At 64.9% G+C, this 24,807-nt stretch carries 28 protein-coding genes; 10 read left to right on the top strand and 18 right to left on the bottom strand.

Features of this window, described 5'->3' with window-relative positions; translation table 11 throughout:
- Window positions 1-49 precede the first annotated feature (49 nt).
- From AC3CB8_RS24680 to AC3CB8_RS24660, 5 genes are all read right to left on the bottom strand, one after another.
- A complete protein-coding gene (locus tag AC3CB8_RS24680) occupies window positions 50-1,084 on the bottom strand; it encodes an ABC transporter substrate-binding protein (RefSeq protein WP_352726220.1) in 1,035 nt (344 codons plus the stop codon).
- 89 nt (window positions 1,085-1,173) lie between these two features.
- Window positions 1,174-2,091 carry a sugar phosphate isomerase/epimerase family protein gene (locus tag AC3CB8_RS24675; protein WP_488377350.1) on the bottom strand — a complete coding sequence of 306 codons (918 nt, stop codon included), beginning with the start codon at window positions 2,089-2,091 and terminating at the stop codon, window positions 1,174-1,176.
- 31 nt (window positions 2,092-2,122) lie between these two features.
- Complete coding sequence (locus tag AC3CB8_RS24670) at window positions 2,123-3,655, bottom strand: mannitol dehydrogenase family protein (protein WP_352563624.1); 1,533 nt, start codon at window positions 3,653-3,655, stop codon at window positions 2,123-2,125.
- Complete coding sequence (locus AC3CB8_RS24665) at window positions 3,652-4,434, bottom strand: SDR family oxidoreductase (RefSeq protein WP_352563625.1); 783 nt, start codon at window positions 4,432-4,434, stop codon at window positions 3,652-3,654. The genes AC3CB8_RS24670 and AC3CB8_RS24665 overlap by 4 nt, the downstream gene beginning before the upstream one ends.
- A 77-nt stretch (window positions 4,435-4,511) precedes the next feature.
- Entirely contained in the window at window positions 4,512-5,405 is an 894-nt protein-coding gene (locus AC3CB8_RS24660; RefSeq protein WP_023774013.1) for a MurR/RpiR family transcriptional regulator, read from the bottom strand.
- A 302-nt stretch (window positions 5,406-5,707) separates the two neighbouring features.
- Between AC3CB8_RS24660 and AC3CB8_RS24655 the strand changes: the two genes are divergently transcribed.
- A complete protein-coding gene (locus tag AC3CB8_RS24655) occupies window positions 5,708-6,895 on the top strand; it encodes a Gfo/Idh/MocA family protein (RefSeq protein WP_352595312.1) in 1,188 nt (395 codons plus the stop codon).
- 50 nt (window positions 6,896-6,945) lie between these two features.
- Here AC3CB8_RS24655 and AC3CB8_RS24650 read toward each other — a convergent pair whose 3' ends face one another.
- Window positions 6,946-7,410, bottom strand: coding sequence for an NUDIX hydrolase (locus AC3CB8_RS24650; protein WP_023795748.1), 465 nt, complete (start codon window positions 7,408-7,410; stop codon window positions 6,946-6,948).
- 184 nt (window positions 7,411-7,594) lie between these two features.
- Between AC3CB8_RS24650 and AC3CB8_RS24645 the strand changes: the two genes are divergently transcribed.
- On the top strand, window positions 7,595-8,128 hold the full coding sequence (locus tag AC3CB8_RS24645) for a sterol desaturase family protein (RefSeq protein WP_023795749.1): 534 nt from the start codon (window positions 7,595-7,597) through the stop codon (window positions 8,126-8,128).
- A gap of 78 nt (window positions 8,129-8,206) precedes the next feature.
- Here AC3CB8_RS24645 and AC3CB8_RS24640 read toward each other — a convergent pair whose 3' ends face one another.
- Together AC3CB8_RS24640 and AC3CB8_RS24635 are read right to left on the bottom strand one after the other, a co-directional pair.
- Window positions 8,207-8,590 carry a YkvA family protein gene (locus AC3CB8_RS24640; protein WP_023774017.1) on the bottom strand — a complete coding sequence of 128 codons (384 nt, stop codon included), beginning with the start codon at window positions 8,588-8,590 and terminating at the stop codon, window positions 8,207-8,209.
- A gap of 207 nt (window positions 8,591-8,797) precedes the next feature.
- Window positions 8,798-9,097: a hypothetical protein gene (locus AC3CB8_RS24635; protein ID WP_352563627.1), complete on the bottom strand. Its 300-nt coding sequence runs from the start codon at window positions 9,095-9,097 to the stop codon at window positions 8,798-8,800.
- Between the two features lie 163 nt (window positions 9,098-9,260).
- Here AC3CB8_RS24635 and AC3CB8_RS24630 point away from each other — a divergent pair, with 163 nt between their 5' ends.
- Window positions 9,261-11,348 (top strand): alpha/beta fold hydrolase, encoded by a 2,088-nt coding sequence (locus AC3CB8_RS24630; RefSeq protein ID WP_352595310.1) that lies wholly within the window; start codon window positions 9,261-9,263, stop codon window positions 11,346-11,348.
- Window positions 11,349-11,409: 61 nt separating this feature from the next.
- Here AC3CB8_RS24630 and dinB read toward each other — a convergent pair whose 3' ends face one another.
- Both dinB and AC3CB8_RS24620 read right to left on the bottom strand, forming a co-directional pair.
- A complete protein-coding gene (dinB, locus tag AC3CB8_RS24625; RefSeq protein ID WP_023795752.1) occupies window positions 11,410-12,657 on the bottom strand; it encodes a DNA polymerase IV in 1,248 nt (415 codons plus the stop codon).
- A gap of 160 nt (window positions 12,658-12,817) precedes the next feature.
- Window positions 12,818-13,234 (bottom strand): winged helix-turn-helix transcriptional regulator, encoded by a 417-nt coding sequence (locus tag AC3CB8_RS24620; protein ID WP_023782851.1) that lies wholly within the window; start codon window positions 13,232-13,234, stop codon window positions 12,818-12,820.
- 110 nt (window positions 13,235-13,344) lie between these two features.
- Here AC3CB8_RS24620 and AC3CB8_RS24615 point away from each other — a divergent pair, with 110 nt between their 5' ends.
- The 6 genes from AC3CB8_RS24615 (at window position 13,345) to AC3CB8_RS24590 (ending at window position 18,357) form a co-directional block, all read left to right on the top strand.
- Complete coding sequence (locus tag AC3CB8_RS24615) at window positions 13,345-14,223, top strand: NmrA family NAD(P)-binding protein (protein WP_352595307.1); 879 nt, start codon at window positions 13,345-13,347, stop codon at window positions 14,221-14,223.
- Between the two features lie 37 nt (window positions 14,224-14,260).
- Window positions 14,261-14,848: a dihydrofolate reductase family protein gene (locus AC3CB8_RS24610; protein ID WP_352563630.1), complete on the top strand. Its 588-nt coding sequence runs from the start codon at window positions 14,261-14,263 to the stop codon at window positions 14,846-14,848.
- 122 nt (window positions 14,849-14,970) lie between these two features.
- Window positions 14,971-15,852 (top strand): SDR family oxidoreductase, encoded by an 882-nt coding sequence (locus AC3CB8_RS24605; RefSeq protein ID WP_352563631.1) that lies wholly within the window; start codon window positions 14,971-14,973, stop codon window positions 15,850-15,852.
- 104 nt (window positions 15,853-15,956) lie between these two features.
- Window positions 15,957-16,895 (top strand): alpha/beta hydrolase, encoded by a 939-nt coding sequence (locus AC3CB8_RS24600; protein WP_352563632.1) that lies wholly within the window; start codon window positions 15,957-15,959, stop codon window positions 16,893-16,895.
- Between the two features lie 2 nt (window positions 16,896-16,897).
- On the top strand, window positions 16,898-17,428 hold the full coding sequence (locus AC3CB8_RS24595; protein WP_023782847.1) for a dihydrofolate reductase family protein: 531 nt from the start codon (window positions 16,898-16,900) through the stop codon (window positions 17,426-17,428).
- A complete protein-coding gene (locus tag AC3CB8_RS24590; RefSeq protein ID WP_352563633.1) occupies window positions 17,425-18,357 on the top strand; it encodes a sigma-70 family RNA polymerase sigma factor in 933 nt (310 codons plus the stop codon). The genes AC3CB8_RS24595 and AC3CB8_RS24590 overlap by 4 nt, the downstream gene beginning before the upstream one ends.
- A 44-nt stretch (window positions 18,358-18,401) precedes the next feature.
- On the opposite strand, the gene AC3CB8_RS24585 is transcribed toward AC3CB8_RS24590, so the two are convergent.
- The 3 genes from AC3CB8_RS24585 to AC3CB8_RS24575 all read right to left on the bottom strand — a co-directional run bounded on the left by AC3CB8_RS24585 (window position 18,402) and on the right by AC3CB8_RS24575 (window position 20,013).
- Entirely contained in the window at window positions 18,402-18,647 is a 246-nt protein-coding gene (locus tag AC3CB8_RS24585; RefSeq protein WP_352547498.1) for a hypothetical protein, read from the bottom strand.
- Window positions 18,583-18,954: an alpha/beta fold hydrolase gene (locus AC3CB8_RS24580; RefSeq protein ID WP_352563634.1), complete on the bottom strand. Its 372-nt coding sequence runs from the start codon at window positions 18,952-18,954 to the stop codon at window positions 18,583-18,585. Before AC3CB8_RS24580 ends, AC3CB8_RS24585 begins: the two co-directional genes overlap by 65 nt.
- 144 nt (window positions 18,955-19,098) lie before the next feature.
- Window positions 19,099-20,013, bottom strand: coding sequence for an alpha/beta fold hydrolase (locus AC3CB8_RS24575; RefSeq protein WP_023774030.1), 915 nt, complete (start codon window positions 20,011-20,013; stop codon window positions 19,099-19,101).
- A gap of 185 nt (window positions 20,014-20,198) precedes the next feature.
- Here AC3CB8_RS24575 and AC3CB8_RS24570 point away from each other — a divergent pair, with 185 nt between their 5' ends.
- A complete protein-coding gene (locus AC3CB8_RS24570) occupies window positions 20,199-21,101 on the top strand; it encodes a LysR family transcriptional regulator (protein WP_352563635.1) in 903 nt (300 codons plus the stop codon).
- A gap of 8 nt (window positions 21,102-21,109) precedes the next feature.
- Here AC3CB8_RS24570 and AC3CB8_RS24565 read toward each other — a convergent pair whose 3' ends face one another.
- The 5 genes from AC3CB8_RS24565 to AC3CB8_RS24545 form a co-directional block, all read right to left on the bottom strand.
- Window positions 21,110-21,853: a 2OG-Fe(II) oxygenase gene (locus AC3CB8_RS24565; protein ID WP_023795765.1), complete on the bottom strand. Its 744-nt coding sequence runs from the start codon at window positions 21,851-21,853 to the stop codon at window positions 21,110-21,112.
- Entirely contained in the window at window positions 21,850-22,401 is a 552-nt protein-coding gene (locus tag AC3CB8_RS24560; protein ID WP_352563636.1) for a methylated-DNA--[protein]-cysteine S-methyltransferase, read from the bottom strand. Before AC3CB8_RS24560 ends, AC3CB8_RS24565 begins: the two co-directional genes overlap by 4 nt.
- 137 nt (window positions 22,402-22,538) lie before the next feature.
- The gene (locus tag AC3CB8_RS24555) at window positions 22,539-22,757 is read right to left on the bottom strand and encodes a hypothetical protein (RefSeq protein ID WP_352563637.1); all 219 of its coding nucleotides are present in this window, start codon (window positions 22,755-22,757) and stop codon (window positions 22,539-22,541) included.
- A 14-nt stretch (window positions 22,758-22,771) separates the two neighbouring features.
- Entirely contained in the window at window positions 22,772-23,890 is a 1,119-nt protein-coding gene (gene ada / locus AC3CB8_RS24550) for a bifunctional DNA-binding transcriptional regulator/O6-methylguanine-DNA methyltransferase Ada (protein WP_352563659.1), read from the bottom strand.
- Between the two features lie 64 nt (window positions 23,891-23,954).
- The gene (locus AC3CB8_RS24545) at window positions 23,955-24,647 is read right to left on the bottom strand and encodes a winged helix-turn-helix transcriptional regulator (RefSeq protein ID WP_488377349.1); all 693 of its coding nucleotides are present in this window, start codon (window positions 24,645-24,647) and stop codon (window positions 23,955-23,957) included.
- Window positions 24,648-24,807: the final 160 nt, after the last annotated feature.

Here is a 24,807-nt window from a genome sequence, read left to right as displayed (position 1 = left end):
AGGCAGGTGAGGGACGGCGCCAACGGAGGGTCCGCTGGCGAAGCCAGCCTTACTCGCCCGGGCCCTTGCAGGCGACGATCTGCTCCTTGGTGTAGGTCGTCCACTCCGGGATCATGATCGAGACCGGCCATTCGGGGCTCAGCGACGGGTCGGCGGCGGCTTTCAGCTTGGCCTTGCCTTCCTCGGTGGCATTCTCCCACAGCTGCGGGTCGACCAGCACGGTCTGCTGCGCCGGCTTCTTGCCGTCGAGGATCTGCAGCGCCAGCGTCAGGCCGGCACCGCCGATCGAGCCGGGGTTGGTGACGGCGGCACCCAAGAGGCCCTTGACCGAGCTCAGCTGGCCGACGAAGCCGGCATTGTCGGCGCCGACCACGGGCACCAGCGGCGCCTGCGATTCGACCAGCGCGTCGACGATGACGTTATCGATGCCCGACGTCCACACGCCGTTGAACGGCGTGCCGGTGGCCAGGAACGACAGCATCTGCTGCTTGGCCTGATCCTGCTGCCAGCCGGTGAAGACCTCCTGCGCCACCTTCACGTCGGGGAATTCGGCCAGTGCCTTCTTGAAGCCTTTGTCGCGATCGCTATCGGCCGAAGCGCCCGCCGCGCCGCGCATATAAAACACCTCGCCCTTGCCGCCCATCTGCTGGAACAGCCATTTGGCACCGAGATACGCATACTGCTCCTGGTTGTTGGAAATGATGTAAGCCGACGGCTCGGTGACCGCCTGGTCGACGGCGACGACGACGATGCCGGCCCTGGTGGCTTCTTCCAGGCCGGCCTTGATGCCGGCCGGGTCGGCGGGGTTGACGACGATGGCGTCGACCTTGGCGCTGATCAGGTTGCGGATGTCTTCCAACTGGCCGGCGGCATCCGTGTTGCGGTGGGCGATGTTGAGCTTGGTCACTTCGCCGGAGGCGAGCGCCTGCGCCTTCATGGCGCAAACCATTTCCTCGCGCCAGCCATTGCCCTGCACGGTGTTGGAAATGCCGATCGTGTATTTGCCGGCAGCGGACGACGCGCCCACCGAGGCCAGCAGCGCCGCGCTGGCAAGCAGCGGGACCATGGTCAGATATTTCTTCATTTCAGTCTTCCTCCACATTGTTTTTCAGTTCAGTTTCAACCCGTTAAGCCGCGCCACTCACAATCAGTGTCAAGCGGGCCGCTTTGCCGTCACTTGACGAAGGGGCGCAGCACGTCGCGGGCGAGCAGAAAGCCCCGCTTCACTTGCTCGTCGCTGCCTTCAAAGCGCCTGTCCTCGTGTTCGATGATGACCGATCCGTCATAACCAGCGCGGTAAAGACCCGAGAAGAAGCCGCTCCAGTCGACATCGCCCAGCCCCGGCATGCGCGGCACCTGCGAGCCTATCCCCGCCGAAAGGGTTCCGCGCTCGTACAAACCATCATGATCAATCATCAGGTCCTTGGCGTGGACATGCAGCATATAGGGGCCGAATTCCCGGATGAAGCGGGCCTGGTCGATCATCTGCCAGACCAGATGCGAGGGGTCGAAATTCATGCCGACCTCGCCGCCCCAGGCTTCCAGGATGCGGCGCCAGACCTGCGGCGAATAGGCGATGTTGTGCCCGCCCGGCCATTCGTCATGGCTGAAGATCATCGGGCAGTTTTCGAAGGCGAGTTTTACCCCGTGGTCGCGTGCATGGGCGACGATTTCCGGCCAGACTTTCAGCGCGTCCTGCCAGTTGACGTCGACTGTCTTGGAGGCATCGCCGCCGCAGAAGGTGTTGACCACGGGAACGCCCATGTTGGCGGCCAGGACGATGACCTTCTTCAGGTGGCCGATGACCGCCTCGCGATGGGCGGCATCCGGGTGCAGCGGGTTGGGGTAATAACCGAGGCCGGAAACCGTGAGGTTCTTTTCCGCCAGCGAGGCAACGATTTCTTTCGCCCGCGAGGCCGAAGTGCCATCAGCATCGATATGGCTGGTGCCGGCATAGCGGCGGGTCGCGCCGGAGGTTTTCGGCCAGCAGGCGATTTCCAGTGCCTCGAAGCCGACAGAGCTTGCCCAGCCGGCGACCTCGCCAAGCGGCGTGTCCGCGAACGGTGCGGTGAGCAGTCCAAGTTTCATCATGCCTCCCTGACCGCGAACCCGCGATCGATGCCTATAATGCCGATTGTTTGGATCGCTTCAACCTCGCGACCTCGTCTTGTTCGAGACTATGACGGACTGCCGCCATCGGATCGCCCGAAAGCAGTTCGCCAAGCGCCAATGTGACGGCCTGCCGGAACGTCTCGTTCGCGGCAAGGCCCGGGTCGAATATCGTGTCGATGGCCAGGATGGCGGAAGCCAGCCCCCGCGCATCGTGGCCAGTTTCGTCCGCAATCGCGGCGACCATGCCGGCATAGGGATCCGACACTGGCCAGCGCTTGCCGAAGCCTGCCGAGGCCAGGATCAGATAAGCCATCCAGCCGGCGACCGGCACCGACAGCAGGCCGATACCGGCCCCCAGGTTCAGGCGGTCGCGAATCGGGTTGAGCAGGCGCTGCACGATTTTTTGCGAGCCGTCGGTGGCGATCTGGTGGTTGCGATGGCGGATCGCGGTGTTCTTCAACCGGTCAAGGCTCTGCTCGACATACGCCGATGGGTTCATTCCAGCCACCGGCATCAGTGTCGGCAGGGTTTGCTCGACCAGCATGCGCCTGACGAAGAGCGAAAGCAGCGGGTCGGCGATGGCATCCGACGTGTGTTCGAGGCCGGCCAGTACGCCGAGCGTGGCGAGTGTCGTCTGGGCGCCGTTCAGCACTCGCATCTTGAGGTGCTCGAACGGGGTGACGTCATCGACGAAGGTAGCGCCGGCCAGGTCCCAGCCTGGCATGCGGCCGGCGAATTTTTTCTCGATCACCCATTGCCGGAAGGGTTCGCCGACGGCGACCGCGCCATCACGATAGCCATAGCGCTGTTCGACGCTGTCGAGGTCTTGCCGGGTCACCGCCGGCGCGATGCGATCGACCATGGCCGAGGGGAAGGCGGCATTGGCCGCGATCCAGTCGGCCAGGCCATTGCCGCGCCGTTCGGCAAAGCTCCGCACGACATTTTCCAGGATGCTGCCGTTGGTCGGAATATTGTCACAGGAGAGCAGCGTCAGCTTCCGGGCATGCGTGGCCCTACGTTGCTCCAGCGCCCGCGTGAGGATGCCGGGCACGCTGCGCGGCGCTTCCGGGTTAGCCAGGTCATGGACGATGTCGGGATGATCGAGGTCGAGCGCGCCAGTCGAGGGGACGTGGCAATAGCCTTTTTCGGTCACCGTCATCGTCACCAGCTCGATGTCGGCGGAGACGAGCACCTCGAGCGCCGGTGCGGCGCTGTCCTGGCTGTCGACCACCTTCACAATGCTGCCGATGACGCGTGCCTCGACATGGCCGTTCTCGCGGATCAGCCTTGTGTAGAGGCCGTCTTGCCGGCCAAGCGTCTCGGCCAGGGCGGGCGGGCGAATGTTGATGCCGACGATACCCCAGCGGTCGAACCGGCGCGAAAGCAGGTCGTCGGTGTATTCGGCCTGGTGACAGCGATGGAATGCGCCGACGCCCAGATGCGCCATGCCTGGTGAGAGCGCCGCGCGGTCGTATGACGGCTTTTGCACGGCTGCGGGGAGCCGCTCCAGCAGTCCGGGCCCGAGCCTTTCGATAGCGTTCACCGGTTCGCCCCGACCACCGACTGTTCCTGGTCGATCACCGCGCCGGTCATCGGCCCGGCCGCGTCGGAAAGCAGGAACACGGCGAGATTGGCGATATCGTCCGGCTTGAGCAGCCGACCGAAGGGCTGCGCGGCATTGGCCGCGTCGAGCCATCCCGGGCCATTGCCCAGCGTCCGCGCCTGCATGATGCGTTCGGCCGGCGTGTCGGTCCAGCCGACATTGATGCCGTTGACGCGGATGCGGTCGAAGCGGTGGGCGTTCGCGGCGTTCTTGGTCAGCGTCGCCAACGCGCCCTTGGTGGCCGAATAGACGGCGAGTTCCGGTGAGCCGCAATGGGCGTTGATCGACAGGATGTTGACGATCGCGCCGCCCTGGCCACGCTTCTTCATGTCGGCGATCGCGGCCTGCATCAGGAAGAACGGCGCACGGGCGTTGACGGCGAACAGCGCCGACCAGTCATCGAGGGTCGCGTCTAGGAAGGAGGCACGGTCGGTCAGGCCGGCGGCGTTGACCAGGCCGTCGATGCGGCCGAAGTGGTCGATGCAAGCCTGCGCCAAAAGGGCGGGCGTTTCCGGGTCTCCGAGGTCGGCGGCGACGAAGAGCGTCGGAGTACCGAGGGCCGACAGTTCCGCAGCCACGGCCTCGCCGGGGTTGCGGTCACGCCCGGTGATCAGCAGGCCGGCAGCGCCGGAGCGCGCCAGCGTCTCGGCGATGGCACGGCCGATACCTTGCGTCGACCCGGTGACCAGCGCCACCTTGCCTTCGAGCCTGATCTCCATTCCTCCTCCCGGAACAAAGTTTCTATTTTTGAAATATGGAATGCCAATTCCCGATAGTCAATTGTACCAGCGGCGCCTCATGTGCCGCGGCGCGCCGCGACGCCTTGGACCAGCGCCATGCCCACCGCCAGCGACGCCGCCAGCGAGCGGAAGCCCGCGAAGTCGGATTCCACCACTTCCAGCCAGCTGTCCGACAGCCGGATCAGCGGCGAGAAGGTGCTATCGGTGATGGTGACGATGCGCGCCTTGCGCTCATGCGCCACGGCCACCAAGTCCGGCGTGATCGAATTGTAGGGGCTGAAGGACACCGCCAGCACCGCATCCTGCCGGCCGATGCAGCCGATCTGGTCGAGCGCGGTCGAGCCGACATTGTCTACCAGCACATTGCGCACGCCTTGCTGCGAAAGCGTGAGCGACAGATAGGTGGTGACGGGGAAGGCGCGCTTGGAGCCGATGACGTAGATCAGGTCCGCCTTGGCCAGCGTCGCCACCATCTTCTCGAAGCTCTGGATATCGAAGCCGCTTTCGATGCGGCCGAGCGAGGCCTGCGAGGCGCCGACCATGCCGCGCAGGAAATGCGTGGCGGCATTGGGCTCTGCCTCGGCGCGCTGCTCGCCGCGGCCTTCCGGCCAAGATCCCTTGATGTGGTCCTTGAACAGGCCCTGGAAGTCGGAAAAGCCGGAATAGCCGAAGATCTGGGCGAAGCGAACCAGGGTCGAGGGCTGCACGCCGGCCTGTGCCGCCACCTGGGCGATCGTGCCGAGCGCCACCTCGCTCGGGTGCTGCCACAGGAAGATCGCCACCTGGCGCAGGCGCTTGGGAAAATGCACGGTGCCTGACGACAGCACCGCGCGCAGCTCCTCATAGGTTCGCGGCTGTATATAGCCGAGTGCCGCGAGCGAACGGCCGCGTTTGCGCGTCGCCGCCTCGTCGGCACTGGATCGTCCGGATGGTTTTCTCGCCCCGCTCATGAATTCAGGCTAGCGCGATACGATCGTTTTACAATATGGAAATTGGAAATGGTGTTCGCTGGGGATAGTGGCGAGGGCTCGGCGATTTCGTCATCCCAGGGCGAAGCAGCCGCGCAGCGGCGTCCGGAGACCCTGGGATCCATGCCGCGACTTTGGTTGTAGAGTGCAACGGAGCAGAATTGTTCACCGTGGCAACGCACCGGAGTCCCCGGCATGGATCCTGGGGTCTGCGCCGCGTCGCTTCGCTCCTTGCTACGCCCCAGGATGACGACCCTGCTAGTGATCAGCTCCGAGGAGAAAACATGGTCTACGCAACATCGGATGGATCGGCGCGCCAGCGTCTGCGCGTCGGCATGGTCGGCGGCGGCCGTAATGCCTTCATCGGCGCCGTGCACCGGCTGGCCATGCGCCTCGACGACCAGATCGCGCTGGTCGCCGGCGCGCTCTCGTCCGATCCCGACAATGCCGCCGCCTCGGCCGCCGAGATCGGCATCGCGCCGGAGCGCAGCTATGCCGATTACCGCGCCATGGCCAAAGCGGAGGCCGCCCGGCCTGACGGTATCGAGGCGGTCGTCATCGTCACGCCCAATCATCTGCACGCGCCGATCGCCACCGCCTTCCTCGAGGCCGGCATCGACGTGATCTGCGACAAGCCGCTGTCGACGACGCTGGCCGACGCCGAGGCACTGGTTGCACTCGCGAAGGCGAAAAACCGCCGCTTCGTCGTCACCCTCAACAACACCGGCTGCGCGATGGTGCGCCAGGCGCGCGAGATGGTGATGGCGGGCGAGCTTGGCCGGATCGTGTCGGTGCACGGCGCCTACATCCAGGACTGGCTGACCAAGCCGATCGACGCCGAGGGCCAGAAGCAGGCCGAATGGCGCACCGATCCGGCGCGGGCAGGGCAGTCGGCGGTGCTGGCCGATATCGGCGTGCATGCCTTCAACCTGGCAGGCTTCATTTCCGGCCGCGAGGCGGAGGCGGTGTCGGCCGACCTGTTCACCGCCGTGCCGGGGCGCCGGCTCGACGACAACGCCCATGTGCTGGTGCGCTGGACCGATGGCGCACGAGGCACGATCCTGGCCAGCCAGACCTCTCCCGGCCACTACAACGATCTCTCCGTGCGCATTTATGGCGACAGAGCGGGGCTCGAATGGTCAGGCGGGCGGCCGGAAGAACTACGCTTTTCCGTCTATGGCGAGGAAACCCGCACGCTGGTGCGCGGCGGCCACGGCTCGACCGCTGAATCCCGCCGCGTGTCGCGCATGCCGGCGGCGCATCCCGAAGGCTATATCGAGGCCTTCGCCAATTTCTATCGCGACGCCGCCGACATCATTCGGGCGCATCGTTCCGGTGGGGTGGTGGATGCAGCGCACGCGGCGCGGGTGCCCGACGTGATCGACGGCGCGCGCGGCGTGAAGTTCGTCGCGGCGGCGGTGGAGTCGAACGCGGCCGGCGGGGCGTGGACGGCGGCAAGGTTTGCGGGATGAGCTGCAGATCTCCCTGCGAGAGGGAGATCGGCAGCTTTTGCCGTTGGCGATCATGCGATACCCAACTGTTCCGCCAAATCCGACAGCATCGGGCGCTGACCCTGAAGAATCTTCACTCCGGCTTCGGTCAAGGTGAACCAGCCGGCTCTGTCGACCTCCGGGAATTCCTTCATCGATCCGGACCGCGGCGGCCATTCCATGGTGAAGGTGTTGCTCTTGATGGCGGCCACATCGATGTCGGCCTCGACGGACCAGGCCATGACGATCTTACCGCCCGGCTGCTTGTAGTCGCCGAGGCGGACGAAGGAGCCTTCGAAGGCGATGCCGAGCTCTTCCTCGGTCTCGCGTCGTGCCGCCGCCAATTCGTCCTCATCCTCCTCGACGAGGCCCTTCGGGATCGACCAGGCGCCATCGTCCTTCTTTGCCCAGAACGGGCCGCCGGGATGAACCAGAAGGACGCTGATATCGTCATTGCTCCGGCGATAGATCAGCAGACCCGCGCTGCGTTTTGCCATGTTTGCATGTCCGTTTGCGGCACCGGTGCGAAGCCGGCCGATTCCGAGCGATCATGGCTGCCGATCTTGCACCTGGAAATTGCGACGCTATGTCAGATGCATCCGCATTGCACCTCATGCGCGAGTCCGGCAAACTGATAGCATCGTTTTTGGGGCGGCGTCGAAAATCAGGTGAGGCGTCCGAATGCAGCTGGGTCTGATCGGCTACTACAGCGACTTCGTGGTCTATCCCCTGGTGATCGCCATATTGGGGGTGGCCGGACTGATCGAGGCCGGAGAAGAAGGCGCTCCGGACTGGGTCGGCACGATGATGATCTGCCTTGGCCTGTGGACGCTGATCGAATATGTGCTGCACCGCTTCGTGCTGCACCACGTCCCCTGGATCCGGGACTTGCACGACCGTCACCACGTCGAGGAGCGCAGTCCGGTGGGCACCCCCACCTGGCTAAGTCTGGGCGTGCATGCGCTGGTGGCGTTCCTGCCCGTCTGGGTGGTCTCCGACTTCGCGACCGCCAGCGCGGTGAGTTGCGGTTTGATGCTGGGCTATCTCTGGTACATCAGCGTCCACCACATGATCCACCACTGGCATCCGGCCCATCCGAGCTATCTCTACACGCTCAAGCGCCGCCACGCGGTGCACCACCATATCGACGACAACGCCAATTTCGGCGTGACCTCGATATTCTGGGACCGGATTTTCGGCACCGCTAGGCTTTGACAGGGGATGGGTCTGTCGGCGGGCCACCGATTGTGGTCTGACGGGCGGTCGAGTGACGAGAAACGCCGAGGCCGAAATCTAGGCGAAACGATCTGGCCAGAATAACCAGATGAGCGCGGCGGCCATCAGAACCCAAATTCCGACGATGAATGCGAGACCGCCGCGGCTGGTCGGCCTCGATCGGCGAATGGCTTCCGCGCGAAACTCCGCCATCAGATCGGCGGGGATCAACTTCACCGCAAGCAGGATGCCAAGCGGTACGATGATCAGATCGTCCAAATACCCGAGTACGGGAATGAAATCGGGTATCAGATCGATAGGACTGAGCGCGTAGGCGGCGACCATGCCGGCGGCAACTTTGGCGTACCAGGGAACGCGAGGATCGCGGGCGGCCAGCCACAGGGCCATGACATCGCGCTTGATGGCTCTCGCCCATTGCTTTGCCTTGTCGAGGACAGTCACCCGGCAACTCTCCTTAGAAGGCCCCGAACATCGGCGTCTCCGCTCCTTCGCCTGGATCATTGCAGCGATGTCGACGATCTGCAAACTGACCCGCCACCCGAGGGGCGTGCGTGAAGAAGACCTATTGAAAGCCGGGTGCTGGTGACGACCACCGCGCCACCTGGTTCGGGACGTCGATCCGGAAAGCGTGAGCGACGGGGGGACTACTCACTCAAAGCTCCTTTTCCGCCAGTTCCCTGAGTGCGTCGGGCACCGAGCGGGCCGCTTCCAGGGCGCCACCGTACCGTAGCCGACCGCCTGTTTGCCGAAACGCTGACGGATCTTGTCGATAAGGCGGCCGAGGAGGCCTGGCCGGCGATCCGCCTCCCGGTTGGCCGCCTGTTTTTCCAGGTACCCTGCCAGCGCCAGGTCGTAGCGCTGCGGCGTGACCCGGTCCCGAGACCGCGACGTCAGCCATGGATCGCCGTAGAACAGCGGCGGCCAGTCTGTTGGGTGCGGGAGCAGCATCGTATTCTCCATGACAGTTGTCAGCAGCACCGTGCGTCACAGCCGTCGGACTCGCGTTGGTGTCAGCGTGACGAAATCGTGAAAAGCGTCGCGAGACGCAGAATGCCGGTTGAATTGGTATCGGCACCGGTAAAGGATTGCCGCTGAAGCTGTGGTGGATCCGATGGCGCGCCTCTCACTGTTGGGTGGGTTCGATTTCGCTGGCGGTGCCGTGGCCCCGTCCTTCACCCGCAAGGCGCGCGCCATGGTCGCCTATCTTGCGATCCAATCGGGGCATTCCCTCTCGCGCGAAAAGCTTGCCGCCCTGCTGTGGGGCGACACCGGCGAGCCGCAGGCACGTATGAACCTTCGGCAGGCCCTTTCTGTCGTGAGGAAGGCTATGCCCTCGGCCAATGGCGGGCGCTTCCTGATCGATGGCGACAGCATCATGCTGGAGCTGGATGATCTCGATTTCGACGTCGCCCGGTTCGAGGTGCTGGCCGCCGAGGCGGCACCCGAGCAGCTTGAGCAGGCCATCAGCCTCTATCGAGGCGATCTCCTCGATGGCTTCAGCCTGAAGGAAGAACCCTTCGAGGACTGGCTGCGGGTCGAACGCGCACGGCTGCGGGCCACGGCCGTCTTGGTGCTGGAAAAGCTCGTCGCGCATTACTTCGCACAGAACAATCTGGCGTCCTGCGTGCAGGCGGCGACACGCTTGCTAGCCTGGGAGCCGCTGCGTGAAGATATCCACCGTGCCTTGATGCGGGCCTGTGCGGCCCAAGGTCGCGTCAATTTGGCGCTGAAACAATATGAGCTCTGCCGCGATGCCTTGCAGCGCCAGCTACATGTTCAGCCGGAACCGGAAACGAGGCAGCTCTATGAACAGCTTCGCGCCCGCCGCACGGCGTCGGCTGCTCCAGAACCCGCCGGGCCGGTTGCGCCCGGCGCACGGCCTACGTCGCCGCCGACCCACTATGTCAAATCGGCCGGCAGCAACATCGCGTATCAGGTAACGGGCAACGGCCCAGTGGACCTCATCTATGTGCCAGGCTGGGTTTCCAATCTGGACCTTGCCTGGGCATCGCCCAGGCTGGCGCATGTCCTGCACCGTTTTGGCTCCTTTTGCCGGCTGATCCGCATGGACAAGCGCGGCACCGGACTGTCGGATCGCAATGTCGGCCTGCCGACGCTCGAAGAGCGTATGGAAGACGTGCGCGCCGTCCTGGACGCGGTCGGTTCGAACCGTGCCGTCCTGTTCGGCAGCTCCGAGGGCGGCAGCATGTGCATGCTGTTTGCCGCGACCTATCCCGAACGCACGGCGGCCCTCGTCTTGAACGGGACCTATGCCCGAGGTGTATGGGCGCCGGACTACCCCTGGGCGAAAACCAAGGCGCAGGTGGAAAGAGAACTCATATCCATCGAGCGCGAATGGGGAGAGCCGGCCGACCTCAGCAATGCCGCGCCCAGCCTGATGAACGATGCATTCGAGCGCGAATGGTTCGCGGCCTTCCTGCGCAATTCAGCTTCGCCCGCCGATGCGATCTCGCTGTGGTGCTGGAGCGTCGAGATCGACGTTCGGGAGATACTGGGAGCCATCCACGTTCCAACGCTGATCGTTCAGAGAACGGGCGATCGCTGGGTCAAGGCCGAGGAGGGACGCTACCTGGCGAAACACATCCCGGGCGCGAGCTACATCGAGCTCGCGGGCAACGACCATGTCATCTGGGGTGAGGGCTCGGATCGCCTGATCGATGAGATCCAGTCCTTCGTCAGCGGCACCTTGCCGGCGGCACCCGGCGAGCGTGTGCTGGTCACCATTCTCTGCGTGGACATCACCTCGCCATCTGCCTCCGCCGATGGCCGGGATTTGAGGCGGAGATATGTGGACGCGATCTGCGATCAAGTGCAGCTGGCGCAGGGCAGGGAGATCCGGCGCGACGCGAATGGCCTCCTCGCTGCCTTCCAGCGTCCGACGCGGGCGATCCAATGCGCCATGGCGATCCGCGACAGTTTGAAGCCTTCTGGCCTCGCCGTCCGTGCCGCGGTGCATATTGGCGAGTGCGAAAGGGAAAACGGTGATTTAACCGGCACCGCCATCGACCAAGCAGTGCTGATGCTCGGCCAAGCCTCGCCAGGCGAGATCATTACGTCGCGCACAATCCGCGACCTCGTGCCGGGCTCCAGCCTTGTGTTTACAGAGCGCGGCGGGACCGAAACAGGCGCCGTGCCGGGAGGCGGGCAACTCTATGGGGTCGGTGCAGCGTCGGCCTGACAGCGGCGAAGCGCGGAATGGTGTCGGTTGACGCGCCGCCGGGGACAGTCCCTTTTTCCGGTCAAAGCTCCTTTTCCGCCAGTTCCCTGAATGCGTCGGGCACCGAGCGGGCCGCTTCCAGGGCCACCGTACCGTAGCCGACCGCCTGTTTGCCGAAACGCTGGCGGATCTTGTCGATGGCGCGGTCGGCGCCGAAGCGCGCGAGGCCTTTTTGGCTGCCCGGGCGGCGCTTCTCGTCGGCGAGGCCGAGTGGCAGGTCGAGCTGCAGTTCAGCGCTCTCCTCCAGGTGCGAGACCGAGATCGCCAGCAGAGAGATCGTTTTCTCCCGGGGATGCTCGGCGAGCACGCCGCGCACCAAATCCCCAGCGATCTCGGCCAGCATGGCGGTCGCCGAGATCGGCTGTTCCAGCGTGATCGAGCGCGTGACGGCGCTGAGATCGGCAAAGCGCACGCGCACCGTTACCGTGCGGCCGGGGCGGTTCTTGGCGCGCAACCGGCTGGCGACGCGGTCGGCCAGATGCAGCAGTGTCGGCACGATCACCCGGGCCACGGCCGGCTTTTGCCCGAGGGCCGATTGCGCGCCGGCCGAGTGCGCCCGGCGCTTCGTCTCCAGCTTGCGCGGATCGCGGTTCCACGACAGCGCCGCGAGCTTTTCTCCGGCGGCGGGGCCAAGCAGCCGGGCCAGGGCGCCGCTGTGGGTCCGGGCCAACTCGCCGATGGTCTCGACGCCGATCTCGGCCAAGCGCGCCCTGGTGGCCGGGCCGACGCCCCACATCAGCGAGACCGGCAAATCATGCATAAAGGCAAGCTCGGTGCCGGGCTCGACCACCACCAGCCCGTCGGGCTTGGCGACTTGCGAGGCGATCTTGGCCAGATGCTTGGTGCGCGCCACGCCGATCGAGATCGGCAGGCCGAGTTCGGCTCGCACACGGCCGCGGATCGTGGTCGCGATTTCCCGCGGGGAGCCGAACAGATGCGTGCAGCCGGCGACATCGGCGAAGGCCTCGTCGATGGAGATGCGTTCGACCACCGGCGTGAAATCGTCGAGCACCTTGATCGCCGCGTCGCCCAGCCGCTGGTAGTGGCTGAAATTTCCGCCGACGAAGATCAATTGCGGGCAAAGCTCGCGCGCCTTGCGCCCCGGCATGCCGCCGCGGACGCCAAAGGCGCGCGCTTCGTAAGAGGCGGCGAGCACCACGCCGCCGCCGACCGCGATCGGCTTGCCACGCAGCGTCGGATCGAGCAGTTGCTCGACCGAGGCATAGAAGGCGTCGAGATCGGCATGCAGGATGGTGGCCGTCGTTTCCATCCTGTTCCGCTCATCCGCGATTGCTGATAGATAGGAACATATAGTGAACAAATAGAGATCATTGTCAATTGATCTTTGGCGCACCGGTGCTCTTTAGGAGTAACCGAGGCGCGCAAAGCTCCTGCTTCTCCACAGGAAAGAAGGGAGGCAGCGCCACTTCCTAGACAACATGCTCCGCCCGCAGTGCCGCCTTCATCCGTTCCAGCGCCGGCTCGCCGCCGGCCGACAGTTCGTCTGCGATACGGGCGAGCTTGTCGTCGGACTTGCGGTGCTTGCTGCCCCAGGCGCCAAGCGTCGCCAGCACCGGCAGGAGATCGATGCCGGCTTCGGTCAGCCGATAGATCGCCTTCAGCCCGTGGCTGGGGTCGTCGCTGCGGGTGAGGATGCCTTCGTCTTGCAGCGTCTGCAGCCGCTCGGCCAATGTGCGCGAGGAGATGCCTTCATCGGATTGCAGGAACTCGCGAAAATGCTTTTTGCCGGCGAAGACCAGGTCGCGGATGATGAGCAACGTCCAGCGATCGCCGAGCAGTTCCAGCGACAGGCTGATGGGGCAGCCGGATCTTTCACGCGTTGACATCTCTATGGTTCCATTTTTAAATCACTTTACTATTGACATCATTCTTTCCATCAGTCAAATGCTTCCAAAAGTAAATCGTTAGATCGCAACTTGGCCAGCAGGAGGACGTCATGAGCCAGGCCATCGGGAAAATCAGCACACCAAGAACCGTCGTGGTCGTCGGGGCTACCAACGAGGTTGGCAAGGCGGTCGCCCAGGTCCTGACCGGGCGGGGGCATATTGTGCGCGGCGTGGCGCGCAGCCTGGGTGTGGCGCTTGACGATAGCGACGCGCTCGCCTCCGCCTTTTCCGGTGCCCACAGCGCCTATGTAATGATTCCGTTCGACATCACGGCGCCGGATCTTCATCGCTTCGAGGATGAAGTGGGTGCGCGGCTGGCGGCGGCGATCGCGAAGTCAGGCGTGCGCCGCGTCGTGCTGCTCAGCGGCCTCAACGCCCATCTGAGGATGGGAACTTCGCTCGGCGCCGCCTTGATGGAGGAACGGCTGGCGGCGCTCGGCCTCCACGAACTGGTGTTTTTGCGCGCCTCATTCTTCATGGAGAACTTCGCCAAGGGCATGGGCTTTGTCCGGCAGGCCGCTTCCGGCATCTTCATGACGCCGTTCCGGGGCGATCCGCCGATGCCATTGATTGCTGCCAGCGATGTCGGCCAGCGCGCCGCCGCCCTGCTGGACGCCACGCGTTTTCCAAGCGAGCGGATCATCGAATTGCATGGCGGCGGCTACTATGCCTTGGAGCAGGCCACCGCGATCCTTGGCAGCGCGATGGGGAGGCAGGTCGCTTACAAGGCGGCCCCATTCACTGAGGCGCGCGCCGGGATGATCGCCAGCGGCCTGTCACCGAGCTTTGCCGATGCGCTCGGCGAAACGGCGGCGAGTTTCAACAAGGGTGAACGCTGGGCGCTTGAGGCACCGTCAATCCGCAACGCCACGCCGACCACTTTCGAAAGCTGGGCACAAGCCTTTGCCCGTTCGCAAAACGCGGCGTGATCCTTCCTGACTGGAATCCGGAAACGAGGAGAACCCCATGAAAAAGCTGATCCTTCAGATGCAGATGTCGGTCGACGGTTTCGTCGGCGGCGATGCCGACCATCCTTGGCAACTCTGGGGATGGGGCGACGACATCGGGTGGGACGAGGAGCTGAAGCGTGATTTCAACGCCGTGTTTGCCGGCATCGACACCGTGCTGCTCAGCCGCAAGATGGCTGAGGAAGGTTATCTCGCCCATTGGGGCCATGCGGCGAGCAAATATCCGGCCGATTCGTTTTATGCCTTCGCCCAGCGCATCGTCGACGCGCGCAAGGTGGTGCCGAGCGACAGGCTCGAGACCTCGCGATGGGAGCGCACGACGGTGGTGAGCAGCGACCTGCCGCGCGAGGTCAACGCATTGAAGGCGGGTGAGGGCGGCGACATGGCCGTCTTCGGCGGGGCTGGCTTTGCGTCGGCGCTGATCGCGGCCGGATTGATCGACGAGTTCCAGCTGTTCGTCAATCCGGCCGTGCTGGGCGCCGGCCGCCGCATTTTCGACCAAGGCGGGTTCCAAAACCTGCTTCTGCTTGGTTCGAAGGCTTATGCCTGCGGCATGGTGGTCAGCCGCTACGCGCCGGCAGGTTGATCGCGGGCGTGCGGGCCGCACGCCGGTAAAAGACATTTGGCCGGAATCCTTTGCCCGCTTCTCTTCGTCTTCTAGGTGGGTCGCCGGAAGGGCGGCCGCATCAATTCTGAATGGAGAGACAGATGATCCTGGTGACAGGCGCCACCGGCCTGAACGGCAAGGCAATCGTGCGCGAGTTCGCGCGGCAGAGGCATCAAGTGAGGGCGCTGGTTCGCGATCTTGACCGGGCATCCGCGGCAGGGCTCGGCGGACTTGCCGGCGTCGAGCTGGCCGAGGGCGATATGCGGCGGGCGGAGACGCTTGGCGCGGCCCTCGATGGTGTCGATCGCGTGCTGATGATTTCGGCCGCCGCGCAAGACATGGTCGAGACGCAGTGCCGTTTTATCGACGCCTGCAAGCAGGCCGGCGTCGCGCATGTGGTGAAGTTTTCCGGTGCCGAATCCAACATCGGCTATGACGCGACGAAGTTCCGCTTCACACGCATGCATGAAGAGGTCGAGCGCTATCTCGAAGGAGCCGGCATGGCGTGGACGCATCTGCGCCCCAGCCAGTTCATGCAGGTCTATCTGCGCGACGCGCCGACCATCGCCGCCGAAGGCGCTTTCTATCTGGCGCTTGGCGGCACCGAACTGTCGCCGGTCGATGTCGAGGATATCGCCAAGGTCGCCGCCCGTCTGCTGCGCGATGGCGGCCATGAAGGCGAGAGCCTCGACATGACCGGACCCGAGGCGCTGACGATGAGCGATATCGCGGCGCGGATTTCGCAGGCGATAGGCAAGCCGGTCCGCTATGTCGACATCAGCCCGCAGGACCGCCGACGCAACCTGCTGGCCGCCGGCGTTCCCGCCGACTTCGCCGATGCGCTGGACGAGCAGTTGGCCGAGCGGCTGCGGCGGCCGAAATCGCGGGTGCATCTTGCCACTCACGAGATGTTCGGCGTGCGCGCAACGCCGTTCGTCGAATTCGCCCAACGCCACGCGGCGATGTTGCGGGGCGGGGCGTAGGCCGCCGAAAAAAAGCAGGTCGGCACGTATCCTTTTTACCTGCCCGTCCGTCTCTTGCCTGAAGGTCGCGCCGGACCGCGATCGGCAGCAACGGAGAAACAGTCATGGCGAGCATGCAAAGTCAGGCAAACAGGAACCACTACGCCGCGCTCGCGGCGAATGCAGGCAAGTTGACCAGCCCGCGGGCCATCATCGACCACAACGATATGCACTGGACGGCGCTGACCGGCGAGCCGGGCGGCGTCGATTACATCGAGGTCGATGCCGGCGGCGTGCCGGCGATGTGGGTCGTGCCGAAGGGCGCCGACGAGCAGCGGGTGCTGTTTTATGCGCATGGTGGCGGCTTCATCGGCGGCTCGATCTACACCCACCGCAGGCTGGTCGGCCATCTCGTCAAGGCTATCGGCTGCCGGGCGCTGCTCTACGACTATCCGCTGGCGCACCAAGCCAAGCATCCGGCCCAGCTCGAAGCCGCGACATCGGCCTGGGACTGGCTCGTCGACCAAGGCTTCGACCCCAAGCGGATCGTGATCGCCGGCGACTCCTGCGGCGCGGTGCTGACCTATGGCGTCCTGCAGCGGCTGCGCGCGCAAAGGCGGCCACTGCCCGTCGCCACGCTGATCATCTCCGGCTGGTTCGACATGGCGTTGACGGGCGCCAGCTACGAGACCAACCGCGACAGGGATCCGGCCTTCGCCAGGGAAGCCGTCGACTGGCTAGCGGCCAATTTCATCGGCGATGCCGATCGGCGCGATCCCGAAGTCAGCCCGCTCTACGCCGACCTCTCAGGCTTTCCGCCCGTCTTCCTGCAGGCCGGCGCCGACGAGGCGCTGGCCGACGAAAGCCGGATGTTCGCCGAGCGGGCGAGGCAGGCGGGGGTCGAGACGCGGCTCGACGTCTTTGACGGCATGCTCCACTCTTTCCAGATGATGGCAGGGCGGGCGCCGGAGGCCGACGACGCCATTGCCCGCTTCGCCGCGTGGGTACGGCCGAGACTGGGGCTGCCGGCCGCCGGTGAGAAGACCAGCGAAAAGGCTGCGTGAGCATGCGGCGGCTGATCGTATCGAGTTTCGTCTCCCTGGATGGCGTCATCGAGGCGCCGATGACGTGGGCCTCGCCATTCTTCGTCGGAGACAATGTGGAGCACGCCTTGCAGGCGCTTTCGAACGTCGAGTTCTTCCTGCTTGGCCGCGCCACCTACGAGATGTTCTTCGCGCGCTGGCCTGGGGCCAAGGGTCCGTACATGGACCGCATCAACGGCCTGAAGAAGCTGGTTGCCTCGACGACGCTGAAGACGGTGTCGTGGAATGCCGCGCTGATCACGGGCGACGTCGCCGAGGCGCTCGCGGCGCTGAAACGCCAGCCGGGCGGCGACATCCTGAAATATGGCGTGTCGCAACTCGACCGCACCTTGCTTTCCGCTGGGTTGGTGGATGAGTATCATCTGTCGATCGTGCCGACATGGGTCGGGCACGGCAAGCGCGCCTTCGACGACGTCGGGCCGATCGATCTCGAACTGGTCGACACGCACCGTTTTGCCAATGGCGTGGTGACGCTGACCTATGTGCCGCGATGAACCAGCAGATCCGCAAATCCCCCGACACGGCGCAAGGTATGCGGGCCTGGCCCGGGTCCGACCGCGTGTTCGACCTGCGCTACGCCGCGTTCCTGGAGACGGTTTCGCATCTGCGCGCCAGGCTGCATGGCTATTGCGCGCGCATGACCGGCTCGGCGCTGGATGGCGAGGACATCATGCAGGAGGCGCTGTTCGAGGCCTATCGCAAGATCGAGCTGCTCGACGATGCGCGGGCGCTCCGGCCGTGGCTTTTCCGCATCGCGCATAACAGGTGCATCGATTTCATCCGCAATCGCCGCACGCGGCACGCGGCCGAAGCCTTCTACGGCGGCGACGACATGGTGCAGCCGGTCGAGCCGGCCGGTCCGGGCGCCGGCCGCGCCATCGAGCGGTTGGTGGTGCATCTGCCACCGAAGGAGCGTGCCTGCGTGCTGCTCAAGGATGTCTTCGACCACTCGCTGGAGGAGATCGCCGAGCTGGTCGGCTCGACACCGGGCGGCGTCAAGTCGGCGCTCAGCCGCGGCCGCGCCAAACTCGCCGCTCTACCCGCGCAACCGGCAGCGGCACCGCCACACGATCCCGAACTGGAGCGGCTGCTTGATCGCTATGTCGCGCTCTTCAACGCCAGGGACTGGGACGGCGTGCGCGCACTGACCAGCGCCGATGCACGCCTGCAAGTGTCGGATTGCTACAGCGGGTTGCTCTCGGCTTCGCCCTACTTCGTCGAATATCAGCGCAGCGAACTGCCCTGGCGCATGCGGCCAGGCACGTTCGAAGGGGAGATGGTGCTGGTCGTCGACAGGCAATATGGCGAGGTCTGGCGGCAGGCGTATCTGGTCCGGATCGGCGCCACGGGCGGGGTGATCGACAGCATTGCCGATTACTACGCGTGTCCATGGATGCTGGAGATGGCAAACGCGGAGGGGTAATGGATTTATCCTGTCTCCTCGCCGGTATCGTTTCTCTGCCTACTTCACCCAGCGACTTCGCGGGGCTTAGCGAGCATGGCGACGTGGCTGGTCGCAAGCTCGGTCACCTCAGCGCCGATCGCCTTGGCCATCGCCGCTTCGGCAGCCGGCGGTATCATGCCATGATGACTGGTGACGATGTAGAAGCTCGGCTTGGTCTCGTAGGCGGCGGCAGTGAGCTTCTCGTCAAAAATGCCGGCAAAGGGCGGACCTTGCGTGGCGGCGATCAGGTGCCGGCTGGCCCTCGCCAAGATCGTTCACCGACAGGCCCTTTGGCGGCGCGAAGGCGGCGACGTAGACCACCGCCTTGACCTTGTCGTCCACGCCCGCCTGACTGATGACGACACCGCCCCAGGAATGGCCGACCAGAATGACCGGCCCCTGCTGGGCATCGATGACGCGCTTGGTTGCGCCGACATCGGCGGCAAGCGAGCTCAGCGGATTTTGCACCGCCACCACATTGAGCCCCTTGGCCTCCAGCAAGGGAATGACCTTGCTCCAGTTCGAGCCGTCGGCGAAGGCGCCATGCACCAGGACGACCGTTTTCTTTTGGAACATCGGCGGCTGACGCCGGTGCTGTCGCCGTCAGGAGAACGCGGTTCCCAGAGCGAGCCAGGAAAATGCGTTAGCGGAATAGAACGTCTCCCATCGTCGCGAAGGGCCGCACCCTTGCTGGGCGCAGTGGTCGCTGAAGCCGTGCTGCTACTTGGCGAGGAAATCTGTAATCAGCCTGACGGTGGCATCCGGGTTTTCCTCCATGATCCAATGGCCGGACGCTGGCACGATGGCGCCCGTCACGTCCGACGCAACGAACCGCAGGACGTCGGCCTGTGTCGTGCCTGCCGATTTCTCCGCGCCGGCCGCCAGCACCGGCATGGGCAGTTTGCCGCCGGTGGAAAGCATCGCCTGGTTGTCGATGGCGTCCTCGTCGAATGCCTTGAACTGCTCGAAGGCGTCATGCATGGCATGCGGCCGCGCATAGAGTTTTGCGTAGTGGACGCGCGTCGCCTCGTCGATCTTCTTCGGATCGGCCGACAGTTCATTGTAGAAGCGGTCGAGGTAGATGCGCTCGCGGCCTGCGACCAGCCGCTCCATATCGGGGCCGCGGAAGTTGAAGTGCCACAGAAGCGGGCTTTGCTTGATCTTGTCCCAATCGCCGATGCCCGGCAACGGCGCGTCAATGACAACCCATTTGGTGATGCGCTTCGCATACTGCGCGGCTAGCGCATAGCCGACCATGTTGCCGATGTCGTGTGTCACCAGATCGGCCTTGTCGACCCTCAGCGCGTCCATCACGCCGGCGATGTCGACCGCCTGGTTCTTCTTGGTGTAGCCGCTGTCCGGGTGCGCCGAAAGGCCCATGCCGCGCAGGTCCGGCACGATCACCGTGTGATCCTTCATCAGGGCTATCGCGGCCGGAGCCCACATGTCGCCGGTATCGCCGAAGCCATGCAGGAGTACAACCGCCGGACCTTTTCCGCCGACGCGGACGTGCAGGCTGGTGCCGTTGGTCTTGATCGTCTGCGTCTTGAAACTGGCAGGAAAAGCGACCACGCGGGCCGAAGCCGGCACACTCATTGCCAACAACCCGAGCACGATGACCAAAGGACGAAACATGAAATCACTCCTGGAGATTTTGTTTTGGAATCTTTGTTCTGCGCAATTTCCGGACGGAAAACCGCTACGCACTTTCCCTGGAATTGCTCTATCACCGCGGTATCGCGGTTTTGTGAACTATGACACCATGTCCTTGATTTCGTTAGGCGTCGGTCGCCTGATTGTGAATTCGGGAAAGCCGAACAATGCTGAAGCTCGAATCCGCCGCCGCCTTCGTCGCCGTCGCGGAATCCGGTTCGATCACCGAGGCGGCCAGGCGCATGAACCTGTCCAAATCCGTCATCAGCGAACGGCTGTCGGAGCTTGAACGCGGCCTCGGCACAAAGCTGCTGGACCGCACCACCCGCAAACTCTCGATCACCGAAGCGGGGCGAGGCTTTTACGAGCGCGCCAAGCGCATCATGCAGGAGGTGGTCGAGGCCAAAGCCGAAATCGCCGAACAGCGCGGCGAACTCGCCGGACCGCTCAGGATATCGGCGCCGACAAGTTTCGGCATTCTCCATCTCGGCCCGGCGCTGTATGGCTTCCTCGCCAGGTACCCGGGGGTTGAGCTGACGCTCGATCTCGACGATCGTTTCGTCAGCATAGTGGCCGATGGCTACGATGCCATCGTGCGTCACGGGCCGATCGTCGATGACGGAGCCGTCATCGTCAGGAAGCTGGCTTCCAGCCGTCGCTTCCTGGTCGCCTCACCGGACTATGTCGAGCGATTCGGACGGCCGGCGACCACCGACGAGCTGAAACGCCACAAGGGCATCATCTTTTCCATCCGGGGTGCAGCCGACTGGCGGTTCAAGATTTCGCGGCGGCTGGTGACGATCCGCCCGCAAACCGCGCTGCGCGTCAACAATGGGATTTTGATGCGCGACGCAGCCCTTGCCGGCCTCGGCCTGGCACTGCTCCCCGCCTATTTCATCCGGACCGAGATCGCCGACAGGGGATTGACGGTCATCGATGTCGGCGCCGAGCCTGAAGGAGCCGCCATCTATATAGCGTGTCCCGAGGACAGGCGCGGTTCCGCCAAACTGCGCGCGCTGACCGCATGGCTGCGCGATGCCTTTGGCGATCCGCCCTATTGGGAGGCTTGAGCCGGCGCTCATTTCGCATCGTGAAAAATGATGCCGATCGTGTGGCGCATGCCTGAGCGCAGGCGGCTGACGCCGTGGCGCAGGTTGACGCGGTAATTGCCTTTCGTGCCCTGCACCGGCCGGTTGTGGACCGCGAAGGCCACCGCATCGCCCTGGCGCAAGGGCACCACTTCGACCCGGCTCTGCATGCGCGGCCGCTGTTCGGTCAAAGCGAATTCGCCGCCGGTGAAATCCTCGCCCGGCTCGGAAAGCAGGATCGCCACCTGCAGCGGGAAGGCGAGGTCGCCATAGAGGTCCTGGTGCAGGCAGTTGAAGTCGCCGGGCACATATTGCAGCAAAAGCGGCGTCGGCCTGACCTGGCCGGCGGCATGGCATTGGTCGAGAAACGCGGCATGCGTGGCGGGGTAGCGCGTGGCGACGCCCATGCGCTCGTTCCACCGGTTGGCGACCTCGGCCAGCCTGGGGTAGAGCGCGCCGCGCAGGCCGCCGACCAGATCGGGCAAGGGATAGCGGAAATAACGGTATTCGCCCTTGCCGAAACCATGCCTGGCCATATGGATGTGGCTGCGGAAATGCTGCTCCTGTGGATAGAGGCCGGCGAGTTGCCGGCACTCATCGGCGGAGAGCAGCTTTTCCATCACCGCGCAGCCGAAGCCGTCGAGCTCGGTGGCGAGCGCCGGCCAATCATAGGCGGCGATGCGTGTCTCGGCGGCTTCGATCAGCGATGGCGCGACCTTGGCGTCGGCGTTCATATCGCGGCCTCCCTTTCCAGCAATACGCGCTTGCGTTCTATGCCCCAGCGGTAGCCGGACAGCGAACCGTCGGCGCGCAACACGCGGTGGCAGGGAATGCCGAGCGCGATGGCATTGGCGGCACAGGCAGTCGCCACGGCGCGGGCGCCCTCCGGCATGCCGAGGCGCCGGGCAAGGGCGGTGTAGGTGACCGTGGCACCGCGTGGGATGGCGCGCAGCGCCTCCCACACGCGCTGCTGGAAGGGCGTGCCGTGACGCATGTCGAGCGGCAGGTCGAGCCCGGCGCCGGGCGTTTCGATGAAGCGCGCTATCGCCGCGAGATCATTGCTCGGGCCGGCCGCGTCTTCGAGCAGCACCCTGCTGGGGAAGCGGTTGGCGAGGTCCTGCCGCAACGTGCCGGCGTCGGAGCCGATGAGGATGGCGCAGACGCCGATGGGCCCGCGCGCCGCCAGGATGTTTCCAAGCGCCGACTGGCCGATGGCATAGGTGATGGTGTCGAGGCCGACGCTGGCGGCTGTCGCCTTGAGATCGGGTTGCATGTGGTTCATCGCCTTTCACTCCTTCTGTGTGCCTGAACCCTAGCCATGTGCCTGATGTTCCTCACTCCGGTGCTTGCTTTCAAATTCAAATCCCTGGGGGCTGAACGGCGAAAGCAGGTGCCGTCGAGTGCGGTTTTTGACCACCCTCATGCGACACGGGTGACGCCGATCTCGCCCAGCAAAAAAACTTCGCCTGATATCAGCCGCAGCTCGAACTCGCCGGTCGCCATGCGGCGCCACTCGGCCTTGCCATCCTCGACAAGCTCGCCAATGGCAGCCAACACCAGCGCCTTCGCGTCCTCCAGGCCGACGGCAGCGCCGTTGGCGACCTGGCCGTTCGCACCGGCGGTGGAAGACCTGGCCATCGCGCGCATTGCCGTCAGGCCCGCGAGGACCGGGAGGCATTGTCGGGTGCCTCGCCGGCTTCACGGTCGAGCAGCGCGCGTTTGCGCTCGGCGCCCCAGGCATAGCCCGACAGGGCGCCATCCTTCCGGATCACACGATGGCAAGGGATGACGACCGCGTGGGCATTGGCGGCACAGGCGGCGGCGACGGCGCGGGTCGCCTTGGGAGCACCGACACGGCCGGCGATCTCGGCATAGGAAACCGTGCGGCCGGCCGGGATGTCCCGCAAGGCCTGCCAGACGCGCTGCTGGAACGCGGTGCCGCGCACGTCTAGCGGCAGGTCGAGACCGAGCGCCGGCGCCTCGACTAAACCGACGACGCGGGAGACCAGCGCCTCGTAGTCGCGGTCGCCACCGATCAGCCGGGCCTTGGGGAAGCGGTCCTGTAGGTCGCGCACCAGCGCGTCGGGATCGTCGCCGAGCAGAATCGAAGCGACGCCTTTTCGGCTCGACGCGACCAGGATGGCACCGAGCGAGGATTCGCCGACGGCGAAGCGGATGTCCTCGTTGGTGCCGCCGGAACGGTAGCGCGTCGGCGTCATGCCGAGCATGCCGGTGGACTTTTCATAGAAACGCCCGCTCGAATTGAAGCCGGCGTCATAGATTGCCGCCGTCACGCTGGCGCCGTCCTCGAGACCCTGGCGGACGCGGGCGGCCCGCCGTGCCGCGGCATAGTCCTTCGGTGTCAGCCCGGTGATCGCCTTGAAGACGCGGTGGAAATAGCCGGGGCTGCGGCCGGCGGCGGCAGCCAGTTCGGCAAGTGGCGGTTCGTCCTCGCTCTCTTCGATCCTGCGGCAGGCATCGGCGACCATGGCGGCGTTGGCGGCCTCGAGCGAACGGCCGTCCGGATTGCAGCGCCGGCATGGGCGAAAGCCTGTCGCCTTCGCCGCCTGCAAAGTGTCGTGCAACTGGACATTGGCGGGGTTGGCGCGCCGGGACGGACAGGAGGGCCGGCAATAGACGCCGGTTGTCGCCACCGAATACCAGAACGCGCCATCGGCCGACTTGTCGCGCGCGACGATGCGGGCCCAGCGCGGATCGTGGGCGACTGGCAGCGGCGCGGGTTGCAGATGTTTGGCCAGGGCGATGAACATGGCCGGCATTGAAGCCGCCAAAAGCCGGCCTCGCCACCCGTTTCCTGACAGGGCCCGCGCGTGCCTACGCCGCGCGTTTGGGTTCCACCGCGAACGGGCTCAGCCCCAGCCAGGCCTGCATTTTCCTGCCGATGGCCTGGTCGCCGGTCAGGGTGACCTTCGCACCGGCCTTCTCGACGGTGAGCACTCCCATCCAGATCGCCGTCATCGTGTGCAGGTCGGTCGAGACATAGAGGTCGACGTCGAAGCCCGGATCGTACCAGCACAGGTCGACTTCGCCGTGCTTTTCGACGATCAGCCACCAGGAGCGTTTGGAGGCGGGGAGTTCCTGATACAGAAATTGTATCACCGTGCGTCCCTCGGGCAGCGGCGAGGGGTTCAAATTGCGCCGCATGTCCCACATCAGCAGCGACGGATCGAGGTTTTTGAGCGACAGCCTGGATTCGACCCATTTCTGGCCCCAGAAGCCCATCGCCTCGACCACCGGGCGCAAATCGCGGCCGGCTTCCGTCAGCCGATAGTCGAAGATTTCTTTTTCTCCCAGGACCTCCTTGCGCTCGACGATTCCTGCCAGCTCAAGCTCCTTAAGCCGTTGCGACAGAAGGGTCGGCGACATTTTGGGCACGCCGCGGCGCAAGTCGTTGAAACGGGTCGAACCGGCCACAAGCTCTCGCATCAGCACCATCGTCCAGCGGGTGCACAGCACCTCGGCGGCCATCGATAGCGGGCAGAACTGTTTGTATCCGTGCTGGGTCATGGCCGTGCCTCTCCCTCGAACCTTGGGAGAACATTAGGCCTTCGTGATTGAAGCGGCGAGTACAGAAACTGTACCGGCCCAGTACAGATCGCGGACTGGTCGGCTCGGGCCCCGCCATGCGAACCCATTGGACGGTTGCACGGGATATCCCTGTGCGCCG

It is taken from the genome of Mesorhizobium sp. P160927 (assembly GCF_057766385.1).
Note: the sequence above shows the minus strand (reverse complement) of the source record. Positions and strands in the feature narration are given on the sequence as shown.

What these genes read in the sequence shown, in the direction of transcription:
- AC3CB8_RS24615 (WP_352595307.1), top strand. Translation starts at nt 13,345, where the DNA reads ATGAGCCAGGCCATCGGGAAAATCAGCACACCAAGAACCGTCGTGGTC.
- AC3CB8_RS24545 (WP_488377349.1), bottom strand. Translation starts at nt 24,647, where the DNA reads ATGACCCAGCACGGATACAAACAGTTCTGCCCGCTATCGATGGCCGCC.
- AC3CB8_RS24655 (WP_352595312.1), top strand. Translation starts at nt 5,708, where the DNA reads ATGGTCTACGCAACATCGGATGGATCGGCGCGCCAGCGTCTGCGCGTC.
- AC3CB8_RS24565 (WP_023795765.1), bottom strand. Translation starts at nt 21,853, where the DNA reads ATGAACGCCGACGCCAAGGTCGCGCCATCGCTGATCGAAGCCGCCGAG.
- AC3CB8_RS24555 (WP_352563637.1), bottom strand. Translation starts at nt 22,757, where the DNA reads ATGGCCAGGTCTTCCACCGCCGGTGCGAACGGCCAGGTCGCCAACGGC.
- AC3CB8_RS24645 (WP_023795749.1), top strand. Translation starts at nt 7,595, where the DNA reads ATGCAGCTGGGTCTGATCGGCTACTACAGCGACTTCGTGGTCTATCCC.
- AC3CB8_RS24680 (WP_352726220.1), bottom strand. Translation starts at nt 1,084, where the DNA reads ATGAAGAAATATCTGACCATGGTCCCGCTGCTTGCCAGCGCGGCGCTG.
- AC3CB8_RS24660 (WP_023774013.1), bottom strand. Translation starts at nt 5,405, where the DNA reads ATGAGCGGGGCGAGAAAACCATCCGGACGATCCAGTGCCGACGAGGCG.
- AC3CB8_RS24590 (WP_352563633.1), top strand. Translation starts at nt 17,425, where the DNA reads ATGAACCAGCAGATCCGCAAATCCCCCGACACGGCGCAAGGTATGCGG.
- AC3CB8_RS24595 (WP_023782847.1), top strand. Translation starts at nt 16,898, where the DNA reads ATGCGGCGGCTGATCGTATCGAGTTTCGTCTCCCTGGATGGCGTCATC.
- AC3CB8_RS24560 (WP_352563636.1), bottom strand. Translation starts at nt 22,401, where the DNA reads ATGAACCACATGCAACCCGATCTCAAGGCGACAGCCGCCAGCGTCGGC.
- AC3CB8_RS24600 (WP_352563632.1), top strand. Translation starts at nt 15,957, where the DNA reads ATGGCGAGCATGCAAAGTCAGGCAAACAGGAACCACTACGCCGCGCTC.
- AC3CB8_RS24605 (WP_352563631.1), top strand. Translation starts at nt 14,971, where the DNA reads ATGATCCTGGTGACAGGCGCCACCGGCCTGAACGGCAAGGCAATCGTG.
- AC3CB8_RS24675 (WP_488377350.1), bottom strand. Translation starts at nt 2,091, where the DNA reads ATGATGAAACTTGGACTGCTCACCGCACCGTTCGCGGACACGCCGCTT.
- AC3CB8_RS24575 (WP_023774030.1), bottom strand. Translation starts at nt 20,013, where the DNA reads ATGTTTCGTCCTTTGGTCATCGTGCTCGGGTTGTTGGCAATGAGTGTG.
- ada (WP_352563659.1), bottom strand. Translation starts at nt 23,890, where the DNA reads ATGTTCATCGCCCTGGCCAAACATCTGCAACCCGCGCCGCTGCCAGTC.
- AC3CB8_RS24570 (WP_352563635.1), top strand. Translation starts at nt 20,199, where the DNA reads ATGCTGAAGCTCGAATCCGCCGCCGCCTTCGTCGCCGTCGCGGAATCC.
- AC3CB8_RS24620 (WP_023782851.1), bottom strand. Translation starts at nt 13,234, where the DNA reads ATGTCAACGCGTGAAAGATCCGGCTGCCCCATCAGCCTGTCGCTGGAA.
- AC3CB8_RS24665 (WP_352563625.1), bottom strand. Translation starts at nt 4,434, where the DNA reads ATGGAGATCAGGCTCGAAGGCAAGGTGGCGCTGGTCACCGGGTCGACG.
- dinB (WP_023795752.1), bottom strand. Translation starts at nt 12,657, where the DNA reads ATGGAAACGACGGCCACCATCCTGCATGCCGATCTCGACGCCTTCTAT.
- AC3CB8_RS24580 (WP_352563634.1), bottom strand. Translation starts at nt 18,954, where the DNA reads ATGTTCCAAAAGAAAACGGTCGTCCTGGTGCATGGCGCCTTCGCCGAC.
- AC3CB8_RS24610 (WP_352563630.1), top strand. Translation starts at nt 14,261, where the DNA reads ATGAAAAAGCTGATCCTTCAGATGCAGATGTCGGTCGACGGTTTCGTC.
- AC3CB8_RS24635 (WP_352563627.1), bottom strand. Translation starts at nt 9,097, where the DNA reads ATGCTGCTCCCGCACCCAACAGACTGGCCGCCGCTGTTCTACGGCGAT.
- AC3CB8_RS24650 (WP_023795748.1), bottom strand. Translation starts at nt 7,410, where the DNA reads ATGGCAAAACGCAGCGCGGGTCTGCTGATCTATCGCCGGAGCAATGAC.
- AC3CB8_RS24630 (WP_352595310.1), top strand. Translation starts at nt 9,261, where the DNA reads ATGGCGCGCCTCTCACTGTTGGGTGGGTTCGATTTCGCTGGCGGTGCC.